Genomic DNA, 25,899 nt, shown 5'->3' with positions numbered 1-25,899 from the left:
TTTAATACTGTGAATATAGTTATTTATATGTTTTGATTTAATAAATTTTTATATTTATTAAATAGGATTGTATATATCAATAAATTTAACTTTTAAATTTTTATCTTTCGAAGATAACCATTTTCCTAATACAGAAATGCCTGATCTTTCTGTAGCGTGATGTCCTAAAGCAAAAAAATGTATATTATTCTCTTCTGCAATATGCACAGTATCTTCTGAAATTTCTCCAGTTAAATAAGCGTCAAGTTTTAAATGTGTAATTTGATTAAAAAAATTTTGTCCTTTTCCAGTACACCAAGCTATATGATTAATATATTTTGGACCTGTATTTCCGTAATGAAATGGAGTTCTATCCAGTTTTTTTTTTATTATATTAATTAATGACGCAGAAGTATGTTTTTTTTTAAATTTTCCACATAGTACATATGGAGTAATATTATTACTAATATTAATATTTAATAATTTTCCTAATTGTACATTATTGCCTAATTTAGGATGTACATCCAAGGGTATGTGCCAACTATATAAATTAATATTATTAGATAACAGCATTTTTAAACGTTTTCTATGCATTCCTAAAATTCTTTTATCTTGATTATTCCAAAAATAACCATGATGTACAATTATTGCATCTGCATTATATTGTATAGCTTTATAGATAAGACGTTTGCAAGCTGTTACTCCAGTAATGATTTTTGTTACTTCAGATCGACCTTCTACTTGTAAACCGTTAGGTGTATAATCATATTTATATTTATTACTATGTAATTTTTTATTAATTATTTGTTCAAGAAAAAAATTATTCATATTATCGTACTCTGTACTTTATAGGTATTCATTTATTATAAAAATAATGATAGATTTATATTTATTGATATTAATTTAAATTAATGCTAGATTTGTATGACATTTAATTTATTTTAAACATATTAAAATGCAGTATAAATATTTTTATAAAAATATTTAATTTAAAAATTATTTTTGTAAAAATTATTTAACTAACCATTATAAATTATAAAAAGATATCAATATATATGAACACATTTTATGTTAAATAAATTAATTTGTTTTGTTGATATTTTTAATATGATTGAAAGTCGTATTTATCAAAATTATTTGATATGAATCAGCATATTTGCTGAAGATTATGTTTATAAAAATAAAAGTTTATTATATGAAACATTTGAATAATGTTATTTTTATGATCAAATCATATGTAATATATAGTGAATCTTTTTTATGTGATATATACATAATTTTTATATACAATTTTAGAAATTTATCTTGAATTAACAAAATTAATATTTTTATATTAATAATATCTTAATATTATAATTTTATTATTATAAAAATGTTAATAATATTCACGATATTAAATGATTAAAAATTATTTTTATTAATAAATATTATATTATAATATTTTTTATATATAAACAAAATATTTTTATAACTTTTTTATTGATCTAATCAAATATCAAACAAAACAGTATTTATACAAAAAAATAATAGTTTTTACTCTTATAGTATAAGATACTATCTTTAATTTAATTTAATTAAATCTAATTCAATAGAGATAAGTATTTTTTTTAAGAAGGTTAAAATGGAAAAAATAGGTATTTTTTATGGTAGTGATACCGGGAATACAGAAAAAATTTCTTATATTATACAAAAAAAATTGAGATTGAGTTCATCAAATGTATTTGATATTTCTAATGCTTCATTAAAAAAAATGGAAAATTTTAATATTTTATTTTTAGGAATATCTACTTGGTATTATGGAGAATTACAATGTGATTGGGAAGAATCGTTACAAATATTAAATAAAATTAATTTAAATGATAAAATAATTGCTCTTTTTGGATGTGGTGATCAAGAAGATTATTCAGAATATTTTTGTGATTCAATTGGAATTATGTATCATTTTTTAAAAAAAAAAAACGTTCGATTTGTTGGATCATGGCCAATATCAGAGTATAATTTTGAATATTCTAAAGCTCAAAAAAATAAAACACATTTTTTCGGATTACCTATTGATGAAGATAATCAATCTAAATTAACTAATGAACGTATAAAAAAATGGTTAAAATTAGTGATCTCAGAAATTAAAAATCTATATCTTCAGGATAATTGTCCTAATTAAAATAATTTTTACAAATAAATATTAATAATAATTTTTAAATATATTAAATACAAAATATTTGACAGTATCAAAGTAAATAGTATTGAATACTGTCAATATATGTATTATATATAGATATATATATAATTATCGGGATGAAATCCATTCAGCTAAATCTAATACTTTTGTTGAATATCCAAATTCATTATCATACCAAGATATTAATTTTACAAAATTTTTATTTAAAGCTAAACCTGCTGTTTCATCAAAAATTGATGTTAAATGTGATCCATTAAAATCACTTGAAACAACTGATTCATTAGAATAACCTACAATATCTTTCATATAAGTGTTAGAAGCTAATTTGATAACATCGCATATATCTTTATAATTTGCTTCTTTTTTTAATTTTACAGTAAAATCGACTACTGAGACATTCGCGACAGGTACTCTAAATGCAATTCCAGTAATTTTTTTATTTAATTCAGGAAGAATTTTACCTACAGCTTGTGCAGCTCCAGTAGATGCAGGTATTATATTTTGTAAAGCCCCTCTACCGCCTCTCCAATCCTTTAAAGAAACTCCATCTACAGTTTTTTGAGTAGCTGTAGTAGCATGTACTGTGGTCATTAAACCTTCGAGTATTTCAAATTCATCGTTAACTATTTTCGCTAAAGGTGCTAAACAATTTGTTGTACAAGATGCATTTGAAACAACTTTTTGACCGTTATATTTACTAAAATTTACTCCTTTTACAAACATAGGAGTATCATCTTTAGATGGACCGGTTAATATAACTTTTTTAGCTCCTGCTATTACATGCTGATAAGCTAATGGAGTTGTTAAAAATATTCCAGTTGATTCAATAACTATATCAACGTTAAGAGCTTTCCAATCAATTTTTTTAGGATCTTTTTCAGAAAAAATAATAATTTTTTTATTATTCACAATTAAATATTTTTCTTTTGTTTCAATAGATCCAATAAATACACCATGAGTTGAATCAAATTTCATCATGTATGCAATATATTTAGCGTCTAATAAATCATTAATTGCAACTATTTCTATATTTGCTCTTTTTTGAGCAATTCTAAATATCATTCGACCGATACGACCAAATCCGTTTATAGCAACTTTAATTTTCATATAAATGATTACCAATAAATGTAAAAATATATTTGTTAAAAATTACTATATTATATTAATTATAATGTTTATTAATAAATAATTACAGTAACGATCTATTTTTATAAATTAAAAATTGTACATTTTAATGTATATATACTATATCACTAATTAACATTAGTGATTACTAAAATTAGTTTTAATAAATTTTTCATAAAAAATGATTTTTAAATACATATAGTATATGAATTATGAATTATTTTCAATACAAGTATTATTATATACTTTTATTAAATCTGAATATTAATATTAATTAAAACTTAATATTTTAATAATGTTTTAATTATATACAACTTTTATATGAAATAATTTTATTATTAAATTTTTTAAAATAGTTTTTATATAAATATCGTCATTAATAAATTTATCTATAAAAATAAAGTATTTTTAATTAAATTAAAAATATATATAATATATATATTTTTAAATAAAATTAGTACACATTGATTTTTATCATGGAATATCAGGTTAACTATTTTAAGATTATTTTAAAAATATGAAAATATTAAAATAAAACATATTTTTATTAACCTTAAAGCAATCATTTTAATTTGTTAATAATAAAATTATTATTAATAATAATAATTATTATTATATTTTTTTTTATTTTTAAAATATTGGAATATATTTATTAAATGAAACGTAATATAGTGTTAAGACAGGAAAAAAATAATTTTTCTAATTTGATTGTAAAAAATAAAATATTTAAAAAAAATCAACTAGTAGTACATATCAAATATGGTATCGGTAAATATATTGGATTATGTACTTTAAATACTAATGGTATTATAACAGAATATTGCATACTTATGTATGCAAAACAAGCCAAATTATATGTTCCTATTACATCTCTTAATCTAATTAGTTCATATAGTTCTGCAATATTGTCAGAAATTTCATTGAATACTTTAGGTAGTAAAAAATGGTCATCAGAATGCAATAAAATAAAAAAAAAAATTTACGATGTAGCTGTTCAATTAATCGATAATAGATCTCATCGTATTTTAAGACAAGGATTTTCTTTTAAAAAAAATACTCTTAAATATAAAAATTTTTGTAATCAATGTTCTTATATAATGACAGAGGATCAAAAAAAATCTATTCAAGAGATTATTACGGATATGATGAAACCAATTCCTATGGATCGATTATTATGTGGAGATGTAGGTTTTGGAAAAACCGAAATAGCAATGCAAGCAACTTTTATAGCTCTAGATAACAAAAAACAAGTCGCTATTTTAGTACCAACAACATTATTGGCGCAACAACATTATAAAACTTTTAAAAATAGATTTTATAAATATAAATTTAATATAAATACATATTCACGTTTTACTTCTAAAAAAGAAGCTTTATTAATTAAAAATAACATAAAAAATGGACAAATAAATGTTTTAATAGGTACTCATAAAATTTTATCAAAAAATTTAATATGGAAGAATTTAGGATTATTAATTATTGATGAAGAACATCGTTTCGGTGTACACCATAAAGAACTAATAAAAAGATTATATATAAATATAGATGTATTAACATTAACAGCTACTCCTATTCCAAGAACTCTTCATATGTCTTCATTAGGTATTAGAGATTTATCGATTATATCTACACCTCCTAAAAACCGATCAACTATAAAAACTTTCGTTCAAAATTTTAGTGCAACAGTTATAAGAAAAGTAGTTCTTAAAGAAATAAGTCGAGGTGGGCAAATATATTATATATATAATAAAATTCAAAATATTGAAGAAAAAAAAAATTATTTATCTAATCTAATACCAGAAGTGCGCATTCAAATTAGTCACGGAAAAATGAATCGTAAAGATTTATATAATATAATGTGTAAATTTTTAAATAAGTCATTTGATGTATTACTATGTACTACTATTATAGATACAGGAATACATATAAGCAATGTTAATACGATTATTATAGAAAATGCAGATAAATTTGGATTATCACAATTGCATCAGTTAAGAGGTCGTATTGGTCGTTCTGAAAAACAAGCTTATGCCTTTTTTTTTACATCAAATCATGTAAAGATTAATGAAAAAGCAGAAAAAAGACTAAATCTTATTAAATCTTTTACAAATTTAGGTTCTGGTTTTATACTATCTACGCATGATTCAGAAATTAGAGGAGTTGGTGAATTATTAGGAAAAAATCAAAGCGGTCATATTAAAACTATTGGAATTGAATTATATAAAAAACTCTTAAAAAATGCTATTAATGCTATTATAAAAAGTAATGATACAAAAGCATTGAGTGAAATAGAATCTAACAATAAACGTGTAGATATTCAGTTACATATATCAGCAATTTTACCTGAAAATTATATTCAGAATGTTAATACTCGATTAATTTTTTATAAAAAAATTTCGTGTATTAAATCATATAAAGAATTAAAAAATATAAAATATGAAATTTATAATTTATTTGGAAAATTACCAGAACACGCAGAAAATTTGTTTTTATTAACTAAAATAAGAATTTTAGCTTATAAAATTGGAATAAAAAAAATTAAATTTTATTTAACAAAAATATGTATGATTTTTTATAAAAAAAACATTTTAAATATTAATTGGTTATGTAATAAAATTGTAAGTAAACCGCAAGATTGGAAATTACTAAAAGATAAATTATACTATCATCAATCTTTTATAAATCATCAAGATAGCTTATTTTGGTTAAAAAAATTTTTACATAATATTATAAAACATTCTTGATATTGTCGTATCATCGTCACATGATGTTATATATGTATGTTGTACATATACACATATAATAATTATTTAATATTTTATAAGTTAAATAAAATAATTATTTTTGTAAACATATATTTTTATTGGAAAAAGTATGGAAAAAAATATTTTAGTTTCTTGTTCTATTAACAAACATATTGAACACTGGATTTTAAAAAAAAATTATATTCTATTAAAAAAATCTATTTTATCTTCTACTGGACGCCCTCAACCTTTAAAATACAATAGTCGAGATAAATTATTATATGCTGGAGAAACAATAAACAATAAAATTGTTACATATAAACAAAATTCATGTAATGAATTTAAAAAAATTCATGAAATTAATATATTTAACACACCTAATTATATTTCGTTAAATAAAAATAAAACAATTTTATTTATTGCTTCATATCACGGTAATAAAATTCAATTATTTTCATTAAATTCATCGGGATTAATTGAGAATATTATTTATAATATTGAAAACATCCAAGGTTGTCATTGTATTAAAATACATTATAAATATAACTTAATATTTATATCCGCCCTTAAAGAAAATAAAATTTATATTTATAGTATTTTTTTAAAAAAAAATAAAAAAATCACTTTAATATTAAGAAATGTTATTTTTACTGCATATAATAGCGGTCCACGACATATTGTTTTTCATCCATTTAATCCATATTTATATTCTATTAATGAATTAAATGGAACAATTGATGTATGGTTAATCGATAATAAATTAGCTAAATTATTATTAATACAATCAATTGCATTAAAATTAAATTCTAATATGTATCGTTTTTGGGCATCAGATATCCATATACATCCTAATATAAAATACTTATATGCTTGCGATCGTTTAAACCACATTATTTCAGCTTTTAATATTGATAATACTACTGGTATTCTATCGTATATTGATAGCTATAAAACGACCCTACAACCCCGATCATTTTGTATCAGTAAAGATGGTAAATTACTAATAGTTGTAGGAGAAATTTCAAATATGATGATTATATATCATATAAATTGTAATACGGGTCATTTATCAGTCAAAGCGAAAACATTTACAGGAAAAAATCCGTTATGGATCTTATTAACGTAATAAACTATTATATTATAAAATTTTTACTATCTTTAATTATTAAATTTATTTTTTATTAAAATTAATATTTTTATTAATTATATGAAAAAAATAATGTATTTCAATCATTTGGAGATATATATAATAAAAATTATCTTATATATATTATGTATCATAACATCATTAAAAATATTTTTAATTCATATAAAAATGTATTTTTTTTATATGAATTCTACTACTTATAGATAGGGTAATTTTTACATATTATTTTTATTTTTTTTCTTATATTGTTTATTAGTATTGAATCATCAGGATTATTTAAAATATCACATATCCAATTTGTTATTTTAATAACATGATTGATTTTGATTTTACGTTTAGCAATTGCAGGAGTACCAATACGAATTCCTGACGTAATTAATGGACTTTTATGATCATTAGGGATAGTATTTTTGTTTACAATAATACCTGCTTGCGCGAGTATATCGCTAGCTTTTTTACCTGTTAATCCTTTCTTAGATACATCTACTAAAAATAAATGATTATCTGTTTTTCCTGATATGATCGTAAAATTTCTTTTTAAAAATATTTCAACCATTTTTTTAGAAAAAAATAAAATATTTTTTTGTAATAAAAAAAATTTTTCACCCGAAGCTTCCTTAAAAGCAACAGCTTTAGCTGCAATAATATGCATTAAAGGGCCACCTTGGCTGCCAGGAAATACAGCTGCATCTAATTTTGAATATAAGTGTTTATTCCCATTTTTAGAAATAATTAACCCTCCTCTAGGCCCACCTAACGTTTTATGTGTAGTAGTACTGACGACATGAGCATAATCAATAGGATTTGGATATAATCCGGCTATAATTAAACCTACAATATGCGAAATATCTACCATAAAATAAGCATCAATTTGATCAGCAATACGTCGCATATATTTCCAATCACATATTCCTGAATATGCCGAAAATCCACCAATAATTAATTTAGGGCGATATAAAAAAGATAACTGTTTAAAATTTTTATAATCTATGTAACCTTCTGCATTAGTTTTATATGTATAAGATTTATATATTTTTCCTGAAAAATTTACAATTGATCCATGCGTTAAATGTCCGCCGTGATTTAAGTGCATACCTAAGATAATATCTTTAGGTTTTAATAAAGCTTGAAGTATTGCAAAATTAGCTTGTGAACCTGAATGAGGTTGAACATTAGCATAATCAACGTTAAATAATTTTTTTGCTCTATTAATAGCAATTAATTCAATATCATCGATTATATCACATCCATTATAAAATCGATTTCCGATATATCCTTCAGCATATTTATTAGTTAAACAAGAACCTTGAGCTTCTAGTATAGAATTACTAGCATAATTTTCTGATGCAATTAAATTAATACATGATTCTTGTCTATTTTTTTCTTTATTAATTAAATTCCAAATTTTTTGATCTGTTTTTTTTAGTATTTTTTTTATCATATTTATATATTATTTACTTTAAATTATTAATTTTTTAAAAAATTTTTTAAAAACATTTTTTATAAAAATTATACAAAATATATTATTTACTAATTAAATATATTAGTGATTAATTAATAAAAATACATGGATTTTTAAAGATCCGGTTAATTGATGTAATTATATTTGTATTTTTAAACATATTCTTAATTAAAATTTTATTCATATTGAGCATATCGGATTCTAAAATTAATAAAAAATTTGATTTCATTTTATTTGAAATATTCATGTAATTATTTTTTTTTAATACTTGAAAAGATGTATTTATTCTAAATTTCGGCCACATTAAACGTAATTTATCAGATAGATATATAGCAAATATTGAATACATAGATTCTAAAAAAATAATATTAATGTCTATAAAAAAATTTTTTAAATAGTTAGGATTAATAATTTTTTTTAATATCAGTAACCTATTCATACCTATTGCAAAACCGATAGCTGCATTTTTTTTACCTCCTAAATATTCTACTAAATTATCGTAACGTCCTCCGGCACAGATAGTATTTTGAGATCCTAAATATTTTGAAGTCCATTCAAAAACAGTATCATTATAATAATCCAATCCTCTAACTAACTGATTATTTATTTTATAACTTACTTGTGAGTGATCTAATAAACAACATAATTTTTTAAACCGTCTATCTGAATAAGAATTCAAATAATTGTTTAATAAAGGTGCAAATTTTAATATTTTTTGTATATAAATGTTTTTGCTATCTAAAATACGAATAGGATTTTCGGATAATAATTTTTTTTCATACTGAGTAAATTGATGAATATAATTTTTAAAAAAATTTTGTAAATCCAATGCAAAATTTTTTCTATCTGTTAAATGGCCAATTGAATTGACTTCAAGTGTTACATGTTTTAATAAATTTAATTGTTTCCAAATTTTTACAGTTAACATAATAACTTCATAGTCAGTAACAAAATTTTTTAAACCAAAAACTTCTACTCCTAATTGATCAAATTGTCTAAAACGTCCTTTTTGCGGTCTCTCATAACGAAACATAGGACCATGATACCATAATTTTTGAATTTTAGAATTATAAAATATATTATTTTGTATGCACGCTCTGATACAACTTACCGTTCCTTCTGGCCTCAAAGAGATTTTTTTTTGTCTTTTATCCCAAAAATTATACATTTCTTTATGTATAATATCAGTATTATTTCCAATAGCTTTCTTAAATAATTGTGTTTTTTCTACAATCGGAAAACGAATCTCTGAATAAGAATGGTTATATAATATATTTTTTATAACTTTTTCAATGGTATTTAAGTAATAAGCATCATTAGGAAGAAGATCATGCATACCTCTGATTGATTGATATTTTATACTCATACAATATTAAAGTTCCTATATTAAGATTATTAATTTTTAATAAAAAATATAGATTTGAAAATTTTTTATTTTTATGAAAAATAATTAGAAGAAAAATTCTATTAAAATTCACTATTTTTTAATGATATTGTTGTGTCCAATTAACTGTCCACAAGCAGCGTTAATGTCAGAACCTCTATTTTTTCTAATTGTAACAGTAAAACCTTTATTTCTTAAATAATTTAAAAAATTAATAATTCTTTTATTACTACTACATTCATAAAAAGAATTGTGAATAGAATTCCATGGAATTAAATTAATTTTACAAGATATATCTTTTAATAAAATTGATAATTCTTGAGCATGAAATTCATTATCATTAATGTTAAATAACATAATATATTCAATTGTTACTATACCGCGATTCGCAGTAGATTTACTAAGATAGTTTTTAATGGACGCTAATAACATTTTAATGTTATATACTTTATTAATTGGCATAATCATGTTACGAATATTATCGTTAGATGCGTGTAAAGAAATAGCTAATGAAATATCTATTTTACCTGCAATTTTATTAATCGCTGGAACTACACCTGCTGTAGATAAAGTTACTTTATTTTTAGAAAAATGAAAACCATATTTATGTGTTATAATATCTATAGTCGGAATAATATTCCGTAAATTTAGTAAAGGTTCACCCATTCCCATCATTACAATATTTGTAATTGAATGTACAGCATAATTTTTTAATTTATATTGGTGTATTTTGTTTATAACAAACCAGATTTGACCAATAATTTCTGAAACTAATAAATTACGAGTATACCCTAACTTACCTGTAGCACAAAAATTACATTTTAATGCGCAGCCTACTTGTGAAGAAATACATAATGTAGCTCTATTTTTTTCCGGAATATATATTGTTTCAATAAATTCATTATGACATAATAATTTCCATTTTATCGTACCATCATGAGATTTTTTTTCTTCTATACATTCCGGTAACTGAATTATAGATATATCTTTTAATTTATTTTTTAATATATTACTTAAATTATTCATTTCATCAAAATTTACACAATGTTTTTTATAAATCCATTCCATAACTTGTATGGCTCTAAATTTTTTTTCTTCTAATTTCAAAAAAAAATTTACCATACTTTTAAAATTTAAATCTAATAAATTTATTTTATTTTTTTGTTTTTTTAATAAAAAATTTTCTTTTAACATTATTATTTCCTAGTTTATATAAATTATTTTTAATTAAATATTAAAATATAAAGAAACTTTTTAAATTTATTAAAATAAGTATATAATAAATAATTTATTAGATAAATAAATCAATTTTTTATATCAAAAATTATTCTTATTTATAATTGTATTTCACATTATTATTAAACACGAGAAAATAACTGTATGAATCCTATATTAAATATAGCTATTAGAGCTATCCGAGCAGGCGGAAAGATCATTTCGCAATATTATGATTCAAAAAATACAACATGCCTTACAGAACGATCAAAAATTTTATATTTTATACGCACAATAAGAGAAAAAGTTTTTTTATCAATTTATTCTATTATATATCGGTCTTATCCTAATCATTCTATTATTAACGCGTGTTCTAAAAAAAAAATGATTATTAATAATTATCAATGGTTAATCAATCCACTGAACGGAACCATGAATTTTATCAATAAAATTCCGCATTTTTGTTTATCTATACTTATAAAAGAAAAAAATGAAATATATATTTCAGTAATATATGATCCAATTAAAAATGATCTATTTACAGCCATTAAAGGTCAAGGTGCTCAATTAAATGGTTTTCGTGCTAGAGGCAGTGAATACGAAAATAAAATTCCAAATAAAGTTATAGCGCTTTATTTTAAAAAAAAAAATATAAAAAATAATCATTTATATATATCATTTATACAACAATTTTTACAAGAAAAAATATCTTTACGACAAACCGGATGCTCTATTCTAGATTTAGCATATTTATCTTCTGGAAAAATTAATGCCTATATTGGATTTAATGAAAAATTTTTACGTATTATTTTTGGAGAACTGCAAATTAGAGAATCAGGTGCGTTGATAACTGATTTTATTGGTGGACATAGATATATTGATACTAATATATTTCTTATTGGACAAGCAAATACATTAAAATTTATTTTAAAAAAAACACGTATGTTACATAAAAATAATTCTATAAAAATTCATAAATAATTTATATTCTAAAAATTAGAATAAATATATGTTTTATAATAATTATTATCTATAACATACAATTATATAATTTCAAATTTACTGAATAAAAAATTTTATTGATATATGTAGAATTTAATGTTATAAATTTTCCAGGTTTTAAATATTTAGGTAGTCTAGCTACACCATAACTAATGCGAATTAATCGATTTACTTTAATACCTATAGAATTCCACAGTAATCGTACTTCATGATTTTTTCCTTGTAATAAGGATACTTTAAACCATTGGTTTTTTTTGTTATTGTTATAACTCACTATATCTAAAAATTTAGAAATAGAATTACCTATTTTAATTCCATGTTTTAAAATTAAAATTTTTTCATGAGATATGTTACCATAAACTCTAACTAAATATTCTCGTTTAATCATATAACGCGGATGCATTAATCTATATGCTAATTCCCCATAATTAGTAAATAATAATAAACCTGATGTATTTATATCCAATCTACCTATATTAATCCAATTAGAATGATTTAATTGAGGTAATTTATTAAATACAGTGATTCTATTATTGGTATCTTTTCTTGAGCATATTTCACCAATAGGTTTATTATAAATAATAATTCTTATTATATCTGGTGTTAAAAAATAAATTTTATTATCTAAAGAAATATATCGAATGTCATTTCTTATAAAACTTTGTCCTAAAAAAACAGATTTTCCATTTATTTTAATTAATTTTTTACATATTTTTTTTTCAATATTACGACGAGAACCAAAACCATAACGAGATAGAATTTTTTGTATTCTTTCTTTCATAATATATTTCCTATATATAGGTATATATAAACTTACGCACAATATTTATTGTTCTATAATAACGCATATTAATATTTATTAATATGAAACATATTATTGTTAATTAACATATTCAATAAACAAATTTTTTTATTGTAACTTACATATAAAAATATTTTTTAAAAAATAATTTTATTTTGCTAACAGTTTGATATAATCTACTGATTATAGAAATATAGTTATCGTAATAATAATTTTAAAAAAAAATGTTTTTTAATTAAAATATTTAATGTGAATAATATTTACAGATATTATTTATAATATAAAATATATATTTTTATTAAAAATAAATATGTTATAACTAAATATAACATAACAATTTGTTATAAATAGATATAAAAGATTTAAAAATATTAATTTTAATAGATTCATTTATTATTTGATTAATAAAATTATTTATTAAATTTTAATATTATTAATAATATAATATTTTTAAGTAAAACTACTTACATAGATAATATCCTATATTTTATTAACAATAATGTTGTTATAAATACTAAATATATTATAAAAAATTATTTTTTGATAAATTTGCATAAAAATATGAAAAAAATTTTAAAAAAAATATACAATGGAATATGTTTAAATGAATCAGAAAGTTACATATTATTTGAAAACATATTTCATGAAAATATAAATGATATACAAATAGCTGCTATACTAGCAATACTGTCATCTCGAAGAGAAACATACGAAGAAATTATTGGTGCAAGAAAATCTGCGATGAAACATATCAAATCATTTCCGACATCTAAATATAGTATATCTGATATTGTAGGAACAGGTGGTGATCAAAAAAATAGTTTCAACATATCTACTGTGAGTGCAATTGTTGCGGCATGCTATGGTATTAAAATTGCTAAAATATGTAATATCAGTTCATCTAGCAGATTTGGATCTGCTAATTTAGTACAAAAATTAAATATAAATATAAATATTACTTCTGAACAATCTAAAACATGTTTGGATGAAATGAATATTTGTTTTTTATTAGCTAATAATTATTTAAGTAATTTTAAAAAAATATCGAAAATTCGTAGTTTATTACAAATAAAAACAATTTTTAATATATTAGGACCCTTATTAAATCCTGCAAAACCGAATTATGCATTAATTGGAGTATATAAACCTCAGTTAATGCTGTTGTATGCAAAGATATTGGCGCATTTAAAATATACCAAGGCAATTATTGTGCATAGCGGCGGTATAGATGAAGCTACTTTATATTCTAATACATCTATTGTAGAATTAGAAAATGAACAAATTAAAGTATATGAATTATCTCCTGAAGATTTTGGCGCGAAAAGATATAATAAAAATTATATTTTAAATAAAAGTATTACGGAAAACTACTTAGAAACTATAAAATTATTTCAAGGAAAAGGAGAATCTGTATACGTACAAACTATTGCTATTAATGTTGCTTTATTAATGAAAGTATTAGGTAATAATGATATACGTAAAAATACATTAGATATTTTAAATTTTATTAATACTGGTCAAGTATATCAATTTGTTCTTAAACTCTCTCGATTATCTAAATTATTTAATTAAATGATGTTATGAAAAAAAATATAATTTCTAAAATATTAGAGAATACATATCAATGGATTCAATATAAAAAAAAAAAAATGCCGTTAAGTTCTTTTCATGAAAAAATTGAAAAATCAAAATTTTTTTTTAAAAAAATTTTTAAAAAAAATTGTCCGTCATTTATATTAGAATGTAAAAAATCATCTCCATTAAATGGAATAATTAATAATCAATTTAATATTTCAAAAATAATAAATGTTTATAATAAACATGCTGATATTATTTCTATAATAACTGAAGAAAAATTTTTTAAAGGTAATTTTAAATATTTGTTAAAAGCACGAAAAAAAACAAAAAAACCATTATTATGTAAAGATTTCTTTATTGATCCTTATCAAATATATTACGCGCGCTATCATCAAGCAGATGCAATATTATTGATGTTATCTATTTTAGATGATAATACTTATATTAAATTATCTAATATTGCAATTAGTATGAATTTAGGTATTTTAACAGAAATACATACTTATCAAGAATTACAACGTGCATTAAGCTTAAATGCATCAGTCATTGGTATAAATAATAGAAATTTAAAAGATTTATCTGTCAACTTAAATTGTACTAAACAACTTGCACCATTAATTCCTAACAATAAAATCATTGTTTGTGAATCAGGTATCAATAGTTATAAAAATGTTCGTTTGTTAAGTAATATGGTAAATGGATTTTTAATAGGAACACATTTAATGCGTTCTAGTAATCTAGAATTTGCTACACGAAAAATAATTTACGGCGCTAATAAAGTTTGTGGTTTAAAAAAAAATACTATTGCAAAATTAGCAGATACGATGGGTTGTGTTTATGGAGGATTAATTTTTATTCCTCAATCTCCACGATATGTTAATAATCAACAAAGTAAAAAAATTATTGAAAATACTATGTTAAAATATGTTGGTGTTTTTTGTAATGAACAACCTCAATATATTGTAAATAAAGTTCATGAACTTAATTTATATGCAATACAGTTACACGGTCAAGAAAATGAAGAATTTATTAAAATTTTAAAAAAATTATTACCGAATCATATACGTATTTGGAAATCTATATCAATGAATAAAAATACTACTATTCATAAAAATTCAAATATCAATCGCTATATATTAGATCACAAAAATGGAGGTACTGGAAGAAGATTTGATTGGAATTTAATCCGCAAGTTTCAAATATCTAATATGATGTTAGCTGGTGGTCTAAATTTAAAAAATATTTTTACAGCATCTACATTAGGATTTCATGGATTAGATTTAAATTCAGGGATAGAAAAATATCCTGGAATTAAAGATCCGCATAAACTTAAATCAGCATTTAAAATGCTACGATTATGCTCTCGACAATAATAGCTTTTTTTTAACTAAATTATAAAAAATTAATAATATGACTATATTAAATCCTTATTTTGGAAAATTTGGCGGTATGTTTGTTCCGCAAATTTTAATGCCTGCTTTATATGAATTAGAAAAAACATTTGTAAAAACTCAACATGATAAAAAATTTAAAAAAAAATTAAATAAATTATTATGTTTTTATGCCGGCAGACCTACTCCGTTAACATTATGTAAAAATATTACAAAAAACACAAAAACTAAAATTTATTTAAAACGAGAAGATTTATTACATGGAGGTGCACATAAAACAAATCAAGTGTTAGGACAAGGTCTATTAGCTAAAAAAATGAAAAAAACACGAATTATCGCAGAAACAGGAGCCGGACAACATGGAGTAGCATCTGCTATAGTTTGTGCTTTATTGAATTTAAAATGTTGCATATATATGGGAGAAAAAGATATTTATAGACAATCTCAGAATGTATTAAGAATGAAGCTATTAGGAGCTGAAGTTATTTCAGTATCGTCTGGATCAGGAACCCTTAAAGATGCTTGTAATGCTGCTATGAGAGATTGGTCAGATAGTTACTCTAATTCTCACTATATGATAGGAACAGCAGCTGGACCCCATCCATATCCTACTATTGTAAAAGAATATCAAAAAATAATCGGTAAAGAAGCCAAACAACAAATTTTATCACAAAATAAAAAATTACCTGATTACGTAATTGCATGTGTAGGCGGAGGATCTAATGCTATCGGAATTTTTTCTTCTTTTATAAAATATAAATCTGTAAAGTTAATTGGAGTAGAACCGGCAGGATTAGGATTAAATACTAATCAACACGGTGCTGCATTAAAATTAGGAAAATTAGGTATTTATTTTGGTATGAAATCATATTTAATGCAAAATAATGATGGACAAATTAAAAAATCATGGTCTATTTCAGCCGGTTTAGATTTTCCTTCGGTAGGTCCCGAACATGCTTGGTTGAAATCTATAAATAGAGTTTATTATACTACTAGTACAGATGAAGATGCAATTAATGCATTTTTAAAATTATCTAGATTGGAAGGAATAATTCCAGCTTTGGAATCTTCACATGCTATTGCATATGCATTAAAGTTAATGAATAATAATCCTGACCAGTCCCAAACAATTATTGTGAATTTATCAGGGCGAGGCGATAAAGATCTTGCTACTATTAATCAAAAAATCAATTAATAAATTTAATTAAAATTATGAACTTACGATATCAGTTTTTATTTAAAAAATTAAATCATCTCCAAGAACGCTGTTTTATTCCTTTTGTAGTATTAGGAGATCCATCTATAGATATATCGATAAAAATTATTAATATATTAATTCAAAATGGTGCTGATGCTCTAGAATTAGGAATACCATTTTCTGATCCTATTGCTGATGGAATTACTATACAAAAAGCACATTCAAGAGCGTTATCTAATAAAATATCTACCAAGCAATGTTTCGATATTATTAAAAATATACGAGATAAATATCCAGATATTCCTATAGGGATATTAACCTATGCTAATCTTGTTTTTTATCAAAAGTTATCAAATTTTTATTCATATTGTAATTCTACAGGAGTTGATTCTGTTTTAATTGCAGATTTACCGATAGAAGAATCGCGCTATTTTAAAGAAATAGCTGATAAATATCATATTTCATCAATTTTTATTTGTCCTCCGGATGCTGAAATAAGTTTAATTAAACAAATTGCAAAAATTAGTCAATCATATGTATATTTAGTTTCACGACCAGGAGTAACAGGAATACAACACACGTATTCACAAAAATTATTATTACAAACAATTCAAAAATTAAAAAAATATAAATCACCTTCTATTATACAAGGATTTGGAATTTATAAATCTTGTCAAATTAAAAACATTCTAAAAAACGGCGTTCAGGGTATTATTTGTGGTTCGTGCATTGTAAAAATAATAGAAGATAATATTACTAATCCTAATGTCATGATTACTAACATACAAAAAAAAATAAAAATATTTAAAAATGAAACAAAAAATATTTATATTTAAAATATAATGTTATTTATATTTTAAATATAAATATATGATAATACAATATGATATATAAATATCATAATATATATAATTATTGTTGAAATAAAATAGAAGGAAAGATATATTTTGTCTAACATATATATTATAATGATTGATGTAAATCAATTTTTTTATAACAATAAAAAAAAAATATTAATATATTCAATCATTAGCGCATTGATTACTCTAATTTCGGAATCTATATATAACGTTAATATCAATGAAGCGTCTATTTTATATAGTATAAATTATTTTGAAAAATTATCTTTATTTAATATAATATATATGATGGATATAAACCAAAAAAAAATTATTTTTTACTCAAAATTTATTAGAACAATTATCAGAATAATTAGTCAATTTATATTAACTAGTTTAGTATTAAATCTAATTCCTTTTGTTTCTTTACCTTTATTAAAAAAATTTATTTATACACAAATAAAGATATTTAAATCTTTTTTTTTATTTATTTTAATATATTATTTACAATTTTCGTTAATAGAAACAAAATATAGTTTTTTTATAATTCCTCGAATATTATTCTCTACTTTATTTTTTTTGTCTATGATTTTATACATAACAGAAAAAAAGAATATTTTTTATACACTAAGAATTAGTATAAAAATTATGATTAATAATATATATTTAATGGTATCTACTATTTTTTTTTGGTTTATTTTTAAAGGATGTACAATAATTTTGTTAAAATTATTAAATGTATTTCCGATATATATAAATATTTTTATATTAAATGTTTTTATAAATATATATTTTTCTTATATAATAATCTATTTGTTTAGATTATATATTTTATATAAAATAACAAATATTATTTAGTTTAATAAATATTAAATATTTATATAATATAAGTATATTTATACATATATAGATATTTTATTTAGTAAGTAAACAAAACTATATAATCAATGTATTATGTAGTAAGACAAACTATTGTGTATTAAAAATAAATATTTAATATTTTTTATATAGAATATATACATTTAAAAATTAAAATAATAATTAAATATGATTTTTATAAAAAATTTTTTTCAATCATAACTATTTAGTGAATACAATGTCAAATTATAAAAATATTAATATTGTTTGTGATAAAAATTTAATGCTAAGAACTCTCGCTATGCCATCTCATAAAAATGTTAATGGAAATATTTTTGGCGGATGGATTATGTCACAAATGGATCTTAGTGGAGGCATATTAGCTAAAAAAATCTCTAAAGGGAATATTTCTACTGTTCACGTTAAAAACATATATTTCATCAAACCAATATCTGCAGGAGATTTAGTCAGTTGTTACGCCAATACTATTAGTGTTGAAAATACTTCTATACAAACATACATCGAAGTATGGATTAAAAAAATAAATACTCATTCTTATGGATTAACATATTGTACTAATACAGCAGTTTTTATATATGTAGCGATAGATGATTACGGAAAACCAAGATCGTTTTCAACTGTTAAAAATAATAGATAATATTAATGATATATTATTCATTTTATATAACAAGAAATATAGTTGATTATAATTTTATATATATAATAAATATATGATATATAATATAGTTTTTAGAAACTACTAATAAATAAATGTATATAAAATATTTAGTAAGACTAGATGTATGAACTTGTAAATATTGAAAATAATTTTTACAATTTTATTAAGCATATAAAAATTCGATGATATATTTATCAACATATTTTTAAATATTTTATTTTATTAAAAGAGGTCAATTGTTCGTATGAGAATATTATTTACGGTACTAATAAAAATATTAAGATATGTACATAAATTCTTAAATGTAATGAGAGAATTATTTTTAAATATTTTATTATTAATAATGATTAGTTTATTTGCTTGGATGTTATCAAGAACAAAAAAAAATAATGTTATTGATGCTAAAAATATACCAGATCAAATATTAACTATAAATTTACAGAATGCTATTATAGAATCACCGATACAAAACATACCAACAAATGGATTTTATTCATCTTATTTAGGTAATAATTATGCTAATAGAAGAAATACCTCTATTTTTGAAATAATTCAAAAAATCAAACAAGCAGAAACAGATCCGAAAATATTAGGTATATTAATAAATGCAGATAATACTTTTTCTGGTAATCAAGTAACTTTAGAATACTTTGGAAAAAAATTAAATGAATTTAAAAAATCTAAAAAACCAATTGTTGCAATTGGACGTAGTTATTCACAATGTGCATATTATTTATCAAGCTTTGCTAATAAAATTTTTTTATTACCACATGGATCAATTCAGTTAAATGGTATGTCTACTAAGAAATTATTTTTAAAAAAATTTTTGGATATATTTCAAATACACATGCATGTCTTTAAAGTAGGACAATATAAAGCAGCAGTAGATCCTATCTTAAAAAATTTTTCCTCAAAAAAAAATAAAAAAATGGATCAATATATTTTACAACATAAATGGCAAAAATTTTTAGAAATTATAGCTCGTAATAGAAAAATTCCTGTACACGTTATTTTTCCTAATCCTAAAAAAATAGATAAATATCTCAATAAAAATAACAATAATTTTGCAAAATATGCATTACATTACGGATTAATAGATCGTATTACTACATCGGATGATTTACAAAAATATGTAATTCGTAAGTTTTTTCATAATAAAAAACTTGATAATTATTATTCTATTGATATCAACCAATATAAACTTCATGAACAAATAGTACAACCAGATTCTAATAAAATTTCCGTTATTCTAGCAGATGGTGTTATTGGTAATAATGTAAGTGAATCCAGTTCTATGAATATTAAATATATTTTAGATGAAATTGATAAAGCTAAACAAGATGATCGTGTTAAAGCTGTTGTTTTACGCATAAATAGCCCCGGTGGTAACACAGAAGATTCAGAAATTATAAGAAAAAAATTACTTGAATTACATAAATTTAAAAAACCATTAGTAATTTGTATGGGAGAAATTAGTGCATCTGGAGGTTATTGGATTGCAACAGCCGGAGATTATATTGTCGCACATTCTACTACAACAACTGGATCAATAGGTATTTTTTCTGTTATACCAACATTCGAAAAAACACTATCATTAATAGGTATAAAAGTAATTCAAACATCCACACGTCATAATAATTCATTTAATATGTTTAATGATATGTCACCACAGTATAAAAAAAGAATGATGTTAGATATCACACATGGATATGAAAAATTTATCAAAATTGTAGCTAAATCACGTCATAAGTCATATGAATATGTAAAAAAAATTGCAAATGGACAAGTATGGTTAGGAGAAGATGCACGAAAAATAGGATTAGTAGATCAAATAGGTGATTTAGATGACTCTATTGAAAAAGCAGCTGAATTAGCAAAAATAAAAGATTTTAATATTATTTGGACAGCACCACAAAATATAGCTTCAAAAAATATTAAAAATCAAATTAATAACTTAATTCAAGTAATATTAAGAAACATATTACGAAAATTATTTTCTGAAATTTTAGTAAATAAAATATTCATGGCTTATCATAGAATTTATTTAATGTGGAAGATATTAACATTAAATAAATTAGTTTCTTTTTATTTCGACGGATATACAATTAAATAATAAAAAATTTCATGAAAAAATACCAATAAAAAATTTATTTATTTTTTTATTGGTGTTCTCATATATCTTATTTAAAAAATATTAGCATATATATGCTACAAAATTATTTGTATCAAAATATTGTTTTGTTTAAAAAAAAAAGAATACATATTGTATATATACATATACATGGTATTCTTCTATATTCGATAGAAAATCACGCCTTATATGATTTATACTGTTGATCTGCGTGATAAGAAGATCGAACTAAAGGACCACAAAATACTTTAGAAAATCCCATAGATAATGCAATATATTCAAAATTTATAAATTCTTCAGGTGTTATATATTTTATAACAGGTAAATGGTCTTTACTGGGCTGCATATATTGTCCAATTGTAATAATAGATACACCTACTTTTTTTAAATCATTTAATACAGATATAATTTCTTGTTTTTTCTCACCTAATCCTAACATTAATCCTGATTTTGTTGGAATTTGAGGACATATTTTTTTAAATTGATGTAATAAATTTAAAGAATTAATATAATTCGCTCCTGGCCGAACAGTGGAGTATAGTCTAGGAACATTCTCAACGTTATGATTAAATACATCTGGTGGATATCGAGTAATTATTTCTAACGCTATTTTTTCCTTTCCTCGAAAATCAGGAACTAAAATTTCTATTTTTATATTTTTTTTTTTTCTAATCTGATATATGCAATTAGAAAAATGATTAGCACCACCATCTTTCAGATCATCTCTAGAGACTGAGGTTAAAACTACATATTGCAAATTTAATTTAATAACAGCATTCAATATTTTATTGGGTTCATTATTATCTACTGCAGTCGGTCTCCCTTTATTAACTGCACAAAATGGACATTTACGTGTACAAATAGATCCTAAAATCATAAATGTAGCAGTTCCTTTATTAAAACATTCTGGTAAATTTGGACAATGTGCTTCTTCACATACAGAATGGAGTTTATAATGTTTTAATATATTTTTAATATTTTTAATTTTATTGATGTTAGAAGGTAATCTTACTTTTAACCATTTTGGCTTTTTTAAAAGAAATGATTTAGAATTAGAAGATGAAATATCAGATATAAGATATGTATCATTTTTATTTTTACTAATAATATTTTTTTTATTTTTTTGAAACATTTTTATTCTTCTATAAATTTTTGTTTATTAATAAATAATAAGTAAAATAGATAATTTTTATGGAATTTTAATTCCATAAAAATTAAAGAATTAATTATTTGTTATTAAATAATTAAAAACAATACAAAAATTTTTTATAAAAATCTTTTGTATTTTTTGTATTGTAATATTTGGATTAAAATTTTTTATTTGTGTCATTTTAATATTTTTATTTCCACAAGGATTAATGTATTTAAACGGTATTAAGTTCATATTAACATTTAAAGATAAACCATGTAAAGAACATCCTTTCATAATGCGAAAACCTAATGAACAAATTTTTTTTTTTTAACATATACTCCGGGCATGTTATAGTCTGTATATGAAGATATATTTAAATCTTTTAATAATTTAATAATTACCGTTTCAATATTTTGTACTAATTTATAAAATTTTATTTTTTTTCTTTGTAAATTAATTAATAAATATATAATTAATTGACCGGGGCCGTGATATGTAATTTTTCCACCTCTTATTGAACGATATACAGGTATTTTATTAATAAAAGACATTTTATATTTTTTTTCTGATATACCATATGTAAAGACTGGATAATGTTCTGCAAACCATAATTCGTCAATAGTATTTAAAGTTCTATTTTTTGTAAACTCATACATTTTTTTTTCTGTTTCGAGCCAATCGCATAAATTTAAATATCGTACAATAATGTTCATATTATTTTTATAGTGTTTTGTTTATAAAATCAAGATATTTAAGAAAAATAATTTTTATTAAAATATGCTTATATTATTTTAATTATTAAAAATATTTTTATAGTTAAAATAACATAATTAATTATGATTGTTAATAAAAATACTGCTATTAAAAAATTAACTAATACAATAAAATTAACGAGTATTTGAAAGATAAAAATATATTTATTAAATACAATAATTTAATTATTTATGAAATTTTATATTTATGAAAAGATACTTTTTAATTTACCAAAGATGCTATAATTGTTTTAGTATCACGATTAATAAATAATAATTGTACAAGAATTCTATCTGAAACTCTATGATAAATTTTATTTTTTATACATATAATTCCAGATTCTGGATAACATATTATTTCATTACGAATGTCGTGTATATATGAAGAAGGAATTAATATAAAAGCACCGGTATTCAATAAACGTGCACGTATTCCTCCTCGATAAATATCTATAATATAGGCTGGATAATGTTTATTTTCATATTTTATTGAATAAAAAAATTTAGCATATAACCATTCTTCTATATCTCTAACAGCCATTCGATTTTTTCGTTTACGATCATTAATTTGTGATAACAAGATATTATCAGGAGGAGTAATGTTACTAGATCTATCAAGTATTGATTTAATTAATCGATGATTCATCATATCACTATATTTTCTGATTGGAGAAGTCCATGTTGCATAAGAAGTAAGGCCTAACGAAAAATGAGGTTTAGAAAATATACTAATTTCTCCAAAAGATTGAAATCTACGTATTCTGTAATTTACATAATCATTAGATAGCTCATCTAATGATCTTTTTAATTTACAAAATCCAGATAATGTCATTACTTCTTCTGAAGTATAAAAAATATTATATTTTTCTAAAAATTTAACAGCATTTTTTGCATTAAGGACATCAAATCCAGAATGAACATGATATAATCCAAATCCTAATTTTTTATCTAGAAAATTAGCAGCACAAATATTAGCTGAAATCATAGATTCTTCAACAATTTTATGAGCTATTCTTCTATGTTCCATAGATATATCTAATATTTCCCACGTTTTAGATAAATGAAAACGATACTCTGGACGATCATTAAATATTAATGCATGTTTTTTTCTCCATAAACGTCGAATTTTATATATTTTTTTTAATAAAAGTATCTGTTTTTCAATTTTACTGTTACATGGTTGCCAATTACCTGATTTTTCCAGCCAATCAGATACATTATCGTAAGATAATTTACTTTTCGATTCAATCCATGCTAAGAAAAATTCTGTTTCTTTCATGATAATATTTCCATAATCATCAATTATCATGCGACATGCTAAAACTGGTCGTTTTACATATGGTTTCAGAGAACACAGATCTTCCGATAATTGTTTAGGTAACATAGATATATTTAATCCAGGTAGATAATTTGTAAAAATACGATTTCTAGCTATATTATCTATTTCGGTATTTACTAAGATATATTCCGTAGGATCAGCAATAGCTACTGTTAATACTAATTTATTTGTACTAGTCTCTTCAACAAAAAGAGCATCATCAATATCTTTGGTATAACAATTATCAATTGTAATAAAATCTAAACACGTTAAATCAATACGATTATTATTAGAAATATTGTTAGGTAATAATTTTAAAAAATTTACTATTGGCGATTGTTTTTCTAAATTATACCGTGATAAAATCACATACCATGGTGATAACGGATTGTCTTTTTCAGAAATAAATTCTAGTATATTAATACTAAAATAATTCTTATCACGTAAACTATGATGTTTTAATTCTGCTATTACCCAATCACCTTGTTGCCAAGATCTGATAATAGAAGTTTTATATTTATAAAAAAATATATCACGTACGTATGGATAAATAGGTTGTATACAAATAGAGTTATTTTTTTTATATACCGATCCTATAAATCTTTTCAAAAAAGGTTCTATTAACTTTTTTGGATATATAATTTCTCTATTATTTTCTACTTCAATAGAGCCTATAATCCTATCTCCATGAATAACTTTTTTCATATTTTTAGGAGGAATAAAATATGTTGTTTTAGAATCAATCTCTAAAAAACCAAAACCTTTTATAGTACTTTTTACAATTCCTTCTACTTTAAGTTTTTTTTTACGTAACTTATTTTTTAATTGCATAAGTAAAGGATTATTATGAAACATAGTTTTTATAAACCTAATAATGTTTTTGTTATTAAAGATAAATAAGATTTAATTAACATGTATATAAGATTAAATCTTATTAAGATTAAGTAAATAGAAAAAATTAATTGAAATATTAATATACTAATG

At 21.9% G+C, this 25,899-nt stretch carries 19 protein-coding genes and 1 pseudogene; 11 read left to right on the top strand and 9 right to left on the bottom strand.

The features are described from left to right. Positions 1-57 precede the first annotated feature (57 nt). Positions 58-807, bottom strand: a complete 750-nt coding sequence (locus APCICUMA2628_RS00975; protein WP_154027399.1) for a Nif3-like dinuclear metal center hexameric protein — start codon at positions 805-807, stop codon at positions 58-60. 793 nt (positions 808-1,600) lie between these two features. On the opposite strand from APCICUMA2628_RS00975, the gene APCICUMA2628_RS00970 reads away from it, so the two are divergent. Beyond that, entirely contained in the window at positions 1,601-2,140 is a 540-nt protein-coding gene (locus tag APCICUMA2628_RS00970) for a flavodoxin (RefSeq protein ID WP_154027397.1), read from the top strand. Between the two features lie 126 nt (positions 2,141-2,266). Here the strand turns inward: APCICUMA2628_RS00970 and gap are convergent, their stop codons facing one another. Beyond that, complete coding sequence (gene gap, locus APCICUMA2628_RS00965; protein WP_172598581.1) at positions 2,267-3,274, bottom strand: type I glyceraldehyde-3-phosphate dehydrogenase; 1,008 nt, start codon at positions 3,272-3,274, stop codon at positions 2,267-2,269. A 665-nt stretch (positions 3,275-3,939) separates the two neighbouring features. Here gap and mfd point away from each other — a divergent pair. Together mfd and APCICUMA2628_RS00955 are read left to right on the top strand one after the other, a co-directional pair. Continuing rightward, the gene (mfd, locus tag APCICUMA2628_RS00960; protein WP_154027393.1) at positions 3,940-6,027 is read left to right on the top strand and encodes a transcription-repair coupling factor; all 2,088 of its coding nucleotides are present in this window, start codon (positions 3,940-3,942) and stop codon (positions 6,025-6,027) included. A 130-nt stretch (positions 6,028-6,157) separates the two neighbouring features. Next, positions 6,158-7,153 (top strand): beta-propeller fold lactonase family protein, encoded by a 996-nt coding sequence (locus APCICUMA2628_RS00955; protein ID WP_154027391.1) that lies wholly within the window; start codon positions 6,158-6,160, stop codon positions 7,151-7,153. A 214-nt stretch (positions 7,154-7,367) separates the two neighbouring features. On the opposite strand, the gene glyA is transcribed toward APCICUMA2628_RS00955, so the two are convergent. The 3 genes from glyA to rlmN form a co-directional block, all read right to left on the bottom strand. Continuing rightward, the gene (gene glyA / locus APCICUMA2628_RS00950) at positions 7,368-8,615 is read right to left on the bottom strand and encodes a serine hydroxymethyltransferase (protein WP_154027389.1); all 1,248 of its coding nucleotides are present in this window, start codon (positions 8,613-8,615) and stop codon (positions 7,368-7,370) included. A 109-nt stretch (positions 8,616-8,724) separates the two neighbouring features. Further along, a complete protein-coding gene (hisS, locus tag APCICUMA2628_RS00945; RefSeq protein ID WP_154027387.1) occupies positions 8,725-10,002 on the bottom strand; it encodes a histidine--tRNA ligase in 1,278 nt (425 codons plus the stop codon). Positions 10,003-10,113: 111 nt separating this feature from the next. Next, positions 10,114-11,214 carry a 23S rRNA (adenine(2503)-C(2))-methyltransferase RlmN gene (gene rlmN, locus APCICUMA2628_RS00940; RefSeq protein WP_154027385.1) on the bottom strand — a complete coding sequence of 367 codons (1,101 nt, stop codon included), beginning with the start codon at positions 11,212-11,214 and terminating at the stop codon, positions 10,114-10,116. 186 nt (positions 11,215-11,400) lie between these two features. Here rlmN and APCICUMA2628_RS00935 point away from each other — a divergent pair, with 186 nt between their 5' ends. Further along, positions 11,401-12,216 carry an inositol monophosphatase family protein gene (locus APCICUMA2628_RS00935; RefSeq protein ID WP_154027383.1) on the top strand — a complete coding sequence of 272 codons (816 nt, stop codon included), beginning with the start codon at positions 11,401-11,403 and terminating at the stop codon, positions 12,214-12,216. Positions 12,217-12,265: 49 nt separating this feature from the next. On the opposite strand, the gene APCICUMA2628_RS00930 is transcribed toward APCICUMA2628_RS00935, so the two are convergent. Then, complete coding sequence (locus APCICUMA2628_RS00930; RefSeq protein WP_154027381.1) at positions 12,266-13,018, bottom strand: pseudouridine synthase; 753 nt, start codon at positions 13,016-13,018, stop codon at positions 12,266-12,268. Positions 13,019-13,600: 582 nt separating this feature from the next. On the opposite strand from APCICUMA2628_RS00930, the gene trpD reads away from it, so the two are divergent. The 7 genes from trpD (at position 13,601) to sppA (ending at position 21,695) form a co-directional block, all read left to right on the top strand. Continuing rightward, positions 13,601-14,611 (top strand): anthranilate phosphoribosyltransferase, encoded by a 1,011-nt coding sequence (gene trpD / locus APCICUMA2628_RS00925; RefSeq protein WP_154027379.1) that lies wholly within the window; start codon positions 13,601-13,603, stop codon positions 14,609-14,611. Between the two features lie 8 nt (positions 14,612-14,619). Continuing rightward, positions 14,620-15,990 (top strand): bifunctional indole-3-glycerol-phosphate synthase TrpC/phosphoribosylanthranilate isomerase TrpF, encoded by a 1,371-nt coding sequence (trpCF, locus tag APCICUMA2628_RS00920; protein WP_154027377.1) that lies wholly within the window; start codon positions 14,620-14,622, stop codon positions 15,988-15,990. A 37-nt stretch (positions 15,991-16,027) separates the two neighbouring features. Continuing rightward, positions 16,028-17,203 carry a tryptophan synthase subunit beta gene (gene trpB, locus APCICUMA2628_RS00915; protein ID WP_154027375.1) on the top strand — a complete coding sequence of 392 codons (1,176 nt, stop codon included), beginning with the start codon at positions 16,028-16,030 and terminating at the stop codon, positions 17,201-17,203. Between the two features lie 17 nt (positions 17,204-17,220). Then, positions 17,221-18,042, top strand: coding sequence for a tryptophan synthase subunit alpha (gene trpA, locus APCICUMA2628_RS00910; protein WP_154027373.1), 822 nt, complete (start codon positions 17,221-17,223; stop codon positions 18,040-18,042). 132 nt (positions 18,043-18,174) lie between these two features. Further along, the gene (locus tag APCICUMA2628_RS02135; RefSeq protein WP_420021843.1) at positions 18,175-18,903 is read left to right on the top strand and encodes a YciC family protein; all 729 of its coding nucleotides are present in this window, start codon (positions 18,175-18,177) and stop codon (positions 18,901-18,903) included. Positions 18,904-19,141: 238 nt separating this feature from the next. Then, positions 19,142-19,561, top strand: a complete 420-nt coding sequence (locus APCICUMA2628_RS00900) for a hotdog domain-containing protein (protein WP_154027369.1) — start codon at positions 19,142-19,144, stop codon at positions 19,559-19,561. Between the two features lie 265 nt (positions 19,562-19,826). Next, positions 19,827-21,695 carry a signal peptide peptidase SppA gene (gene sppA, locus APCICUMA2628_RS00895; RefSeq protein ID WP_154027367.1) on the top strand — a complete coding sequence of 623 codons (1,869 nt, stop codon included), beginning with the start codon at positions 19,827-19,829 and terminating at the stop codon, positions 21,693-21,695. 196 nt (positions 21,696-21,891) lie between these two features. Here sppA and lipA read toward each other — a convergent pair whose 3' ends face one another. The 3 genes and pseudogenes from lipA to APCICUMA2628_RS00880 form a co-directional block, all read right to left on the bottom strand. Then, on the bottom strand, positions 21,892-22,845 hold the full coding sequence (gene lipA, locus APCICUMA2628_RS00890) for a lipoyl synthase (protein WP_154027365.1): 954 nt from the start codon (positions 22,843-22,845) through the stop codon (positions 21,892-21,894). Positions 22,846-22,935: 90 nt separating this feature from the next. After that, positions 22,936-23,501, bottom strand: a pseudogene (lipB, locus tag APCICUMA2628_RS02130) (lipoyl(octanoyl) transferase LipB). A 319-nt stretch (positions 23,502-23,820) separates the two neighbouring features. Continuing rightward, positions 23,821-25,770: an exoribonuclease II gene (locus APCICUMA2628_RS00880; protein ID WP_154027363.1), complete on the bottom strand. Its 1,950-nt coding sequence runs from the start codon at positions 25,768-25,770 to the stop codon at positions 23,821-23,823. Positions 25,771-25,899 lie beyond the last annotated feature (129 nt).

The sequence above is a fragment of the Buchnera aphidicola (Cinara cuneomaculata) genome (assembly GCF_900698865.1).
In the GTDB taxonomy this organism is placed as follows: Bacteria; Pseudomonadota; Gammaproteobacteria; order Enterobacterales; family Enterobacteriaceae; genus Buchnera_F; species Buchnera_F aphidicola_AA.
Note: the sequence above shows the minus strand (reverse complement) of the source record. Positions and strands in the feature narration are given on the sequence as shown.

Coding starts and splice junctions, on each gene's coding strand:
- APCICUMA2628_RS00975 (WP_154027399.1), bottom strand. CDS start 807: ATGAATAATTTTTTTCTTGAACAAATAATTAATAAAAAATTACATAGT.
- APCICUMA2628_RS00970 (WP_154027397.1), top strand. CDS start 1,601: ATGGAAAAAATAGGTATTTTTTATGGTAGTGATACCGGGAATACAGAA.
- mfd (WP_154027393.1), top strand. CDS start 3,940: ATGAAACGTAATATAGTGTTAAGACAGGAAAAAAATAATTTTTCTAAT.
- APCICUMA2628_RS00955 (WP_154027391.1), top strand. CDS start 6,158: ATGGAAAAAAATATTTTAGTTTCTTGTTCTATTAACAAACATATTGAA.
- glyA (WP_154027389.1), bottom strand. CDS start 8,615: ATGATAAAAAAAATACTAAAAAAAACAGATCAAAAAATTTGGAATTTA.
- hisS (WP_154027387.1), bottom strand. CDS start 10,002: ATGAGTATAAAATATCAATCAATCAGAGGTATGCATGATCTTCTTCCT.
- rlmN (WP_154027385.1), bottom strand. CDS start 11,214: ATGTTAAAAGAAAATTTTTTATTAAAAAAACAAAAAAATAAAATAAAT.
- APCICUMA2628_RS00935 (WP_154027383.1), top strand. CDS start 11,401: ATGAATCCTATATTAAATATAGCTATTAGAGCTATCCGAGCAGGCGGA.
- APCICUMA2628_RS00930 (WP_154027381.1), bottom strand. CDS start 13,018: ATGAAAGAAAGAATACAAAAAATTCTATCTCGTTATGGTTTTGGTTCT.
- trpD (WP_154027379.1), top strand. CDS start 13,601: ATGAAAAAAATTTTAAAAAAAATATACAATGGAATATGTTTAAATGAA.
- trpCF (WP_154027377.1), top strand. CDS start 14,620: ATGAAAAAAAATATAATTTCTAAAATATTAGAGAATACATATCAATGG.
- trpB (WP_154027375.1), top strand. CDS start 16,028: ATGACTATATTAAATCCTTATTTTGGAAAATTTGGCGGTATGTTTGTT.
- trpA (WP_154027373.1), top strand. CDS start 17,221: ATGAACTTACGATATCAGTTTTTATTTAAAAAATTAAATCATCTCCAA.
- APCICUMA2628_RS02135 (WP_420021843.1), top strand. CDS start 18,175: ATGATTGATGTAAATCAATTTTTTTATAACAATAAAAAAAAAATATTA.
- APCICUMA2628_RS00900 (WP_154027369.1), top strand. CDS start 19,142: ATGTCAAATTATAAAAATATTAATATTGTTTGTGATAAAAATTTAATG.
- sppA (WP_154027367.1), top strand. CDS start 19,827: ATGAGAATATTATTTACGGTACTAATAAAAATATTAAGATATGTACAT.
- lipA (WP_154027365.1), bottom strand. CDS start 22,845: ATGTTTCAAAAAAATAAAAAAAATATTATTAGTAAAAATAAAAATGAT.
- APCICUMA2628_RS00880 (WP_154027363.1), bottom strand. CDS start 25,770: ATGTTTCATAATAATCCTTTACTTATGCAATTAAAAAATAAGTTACGT.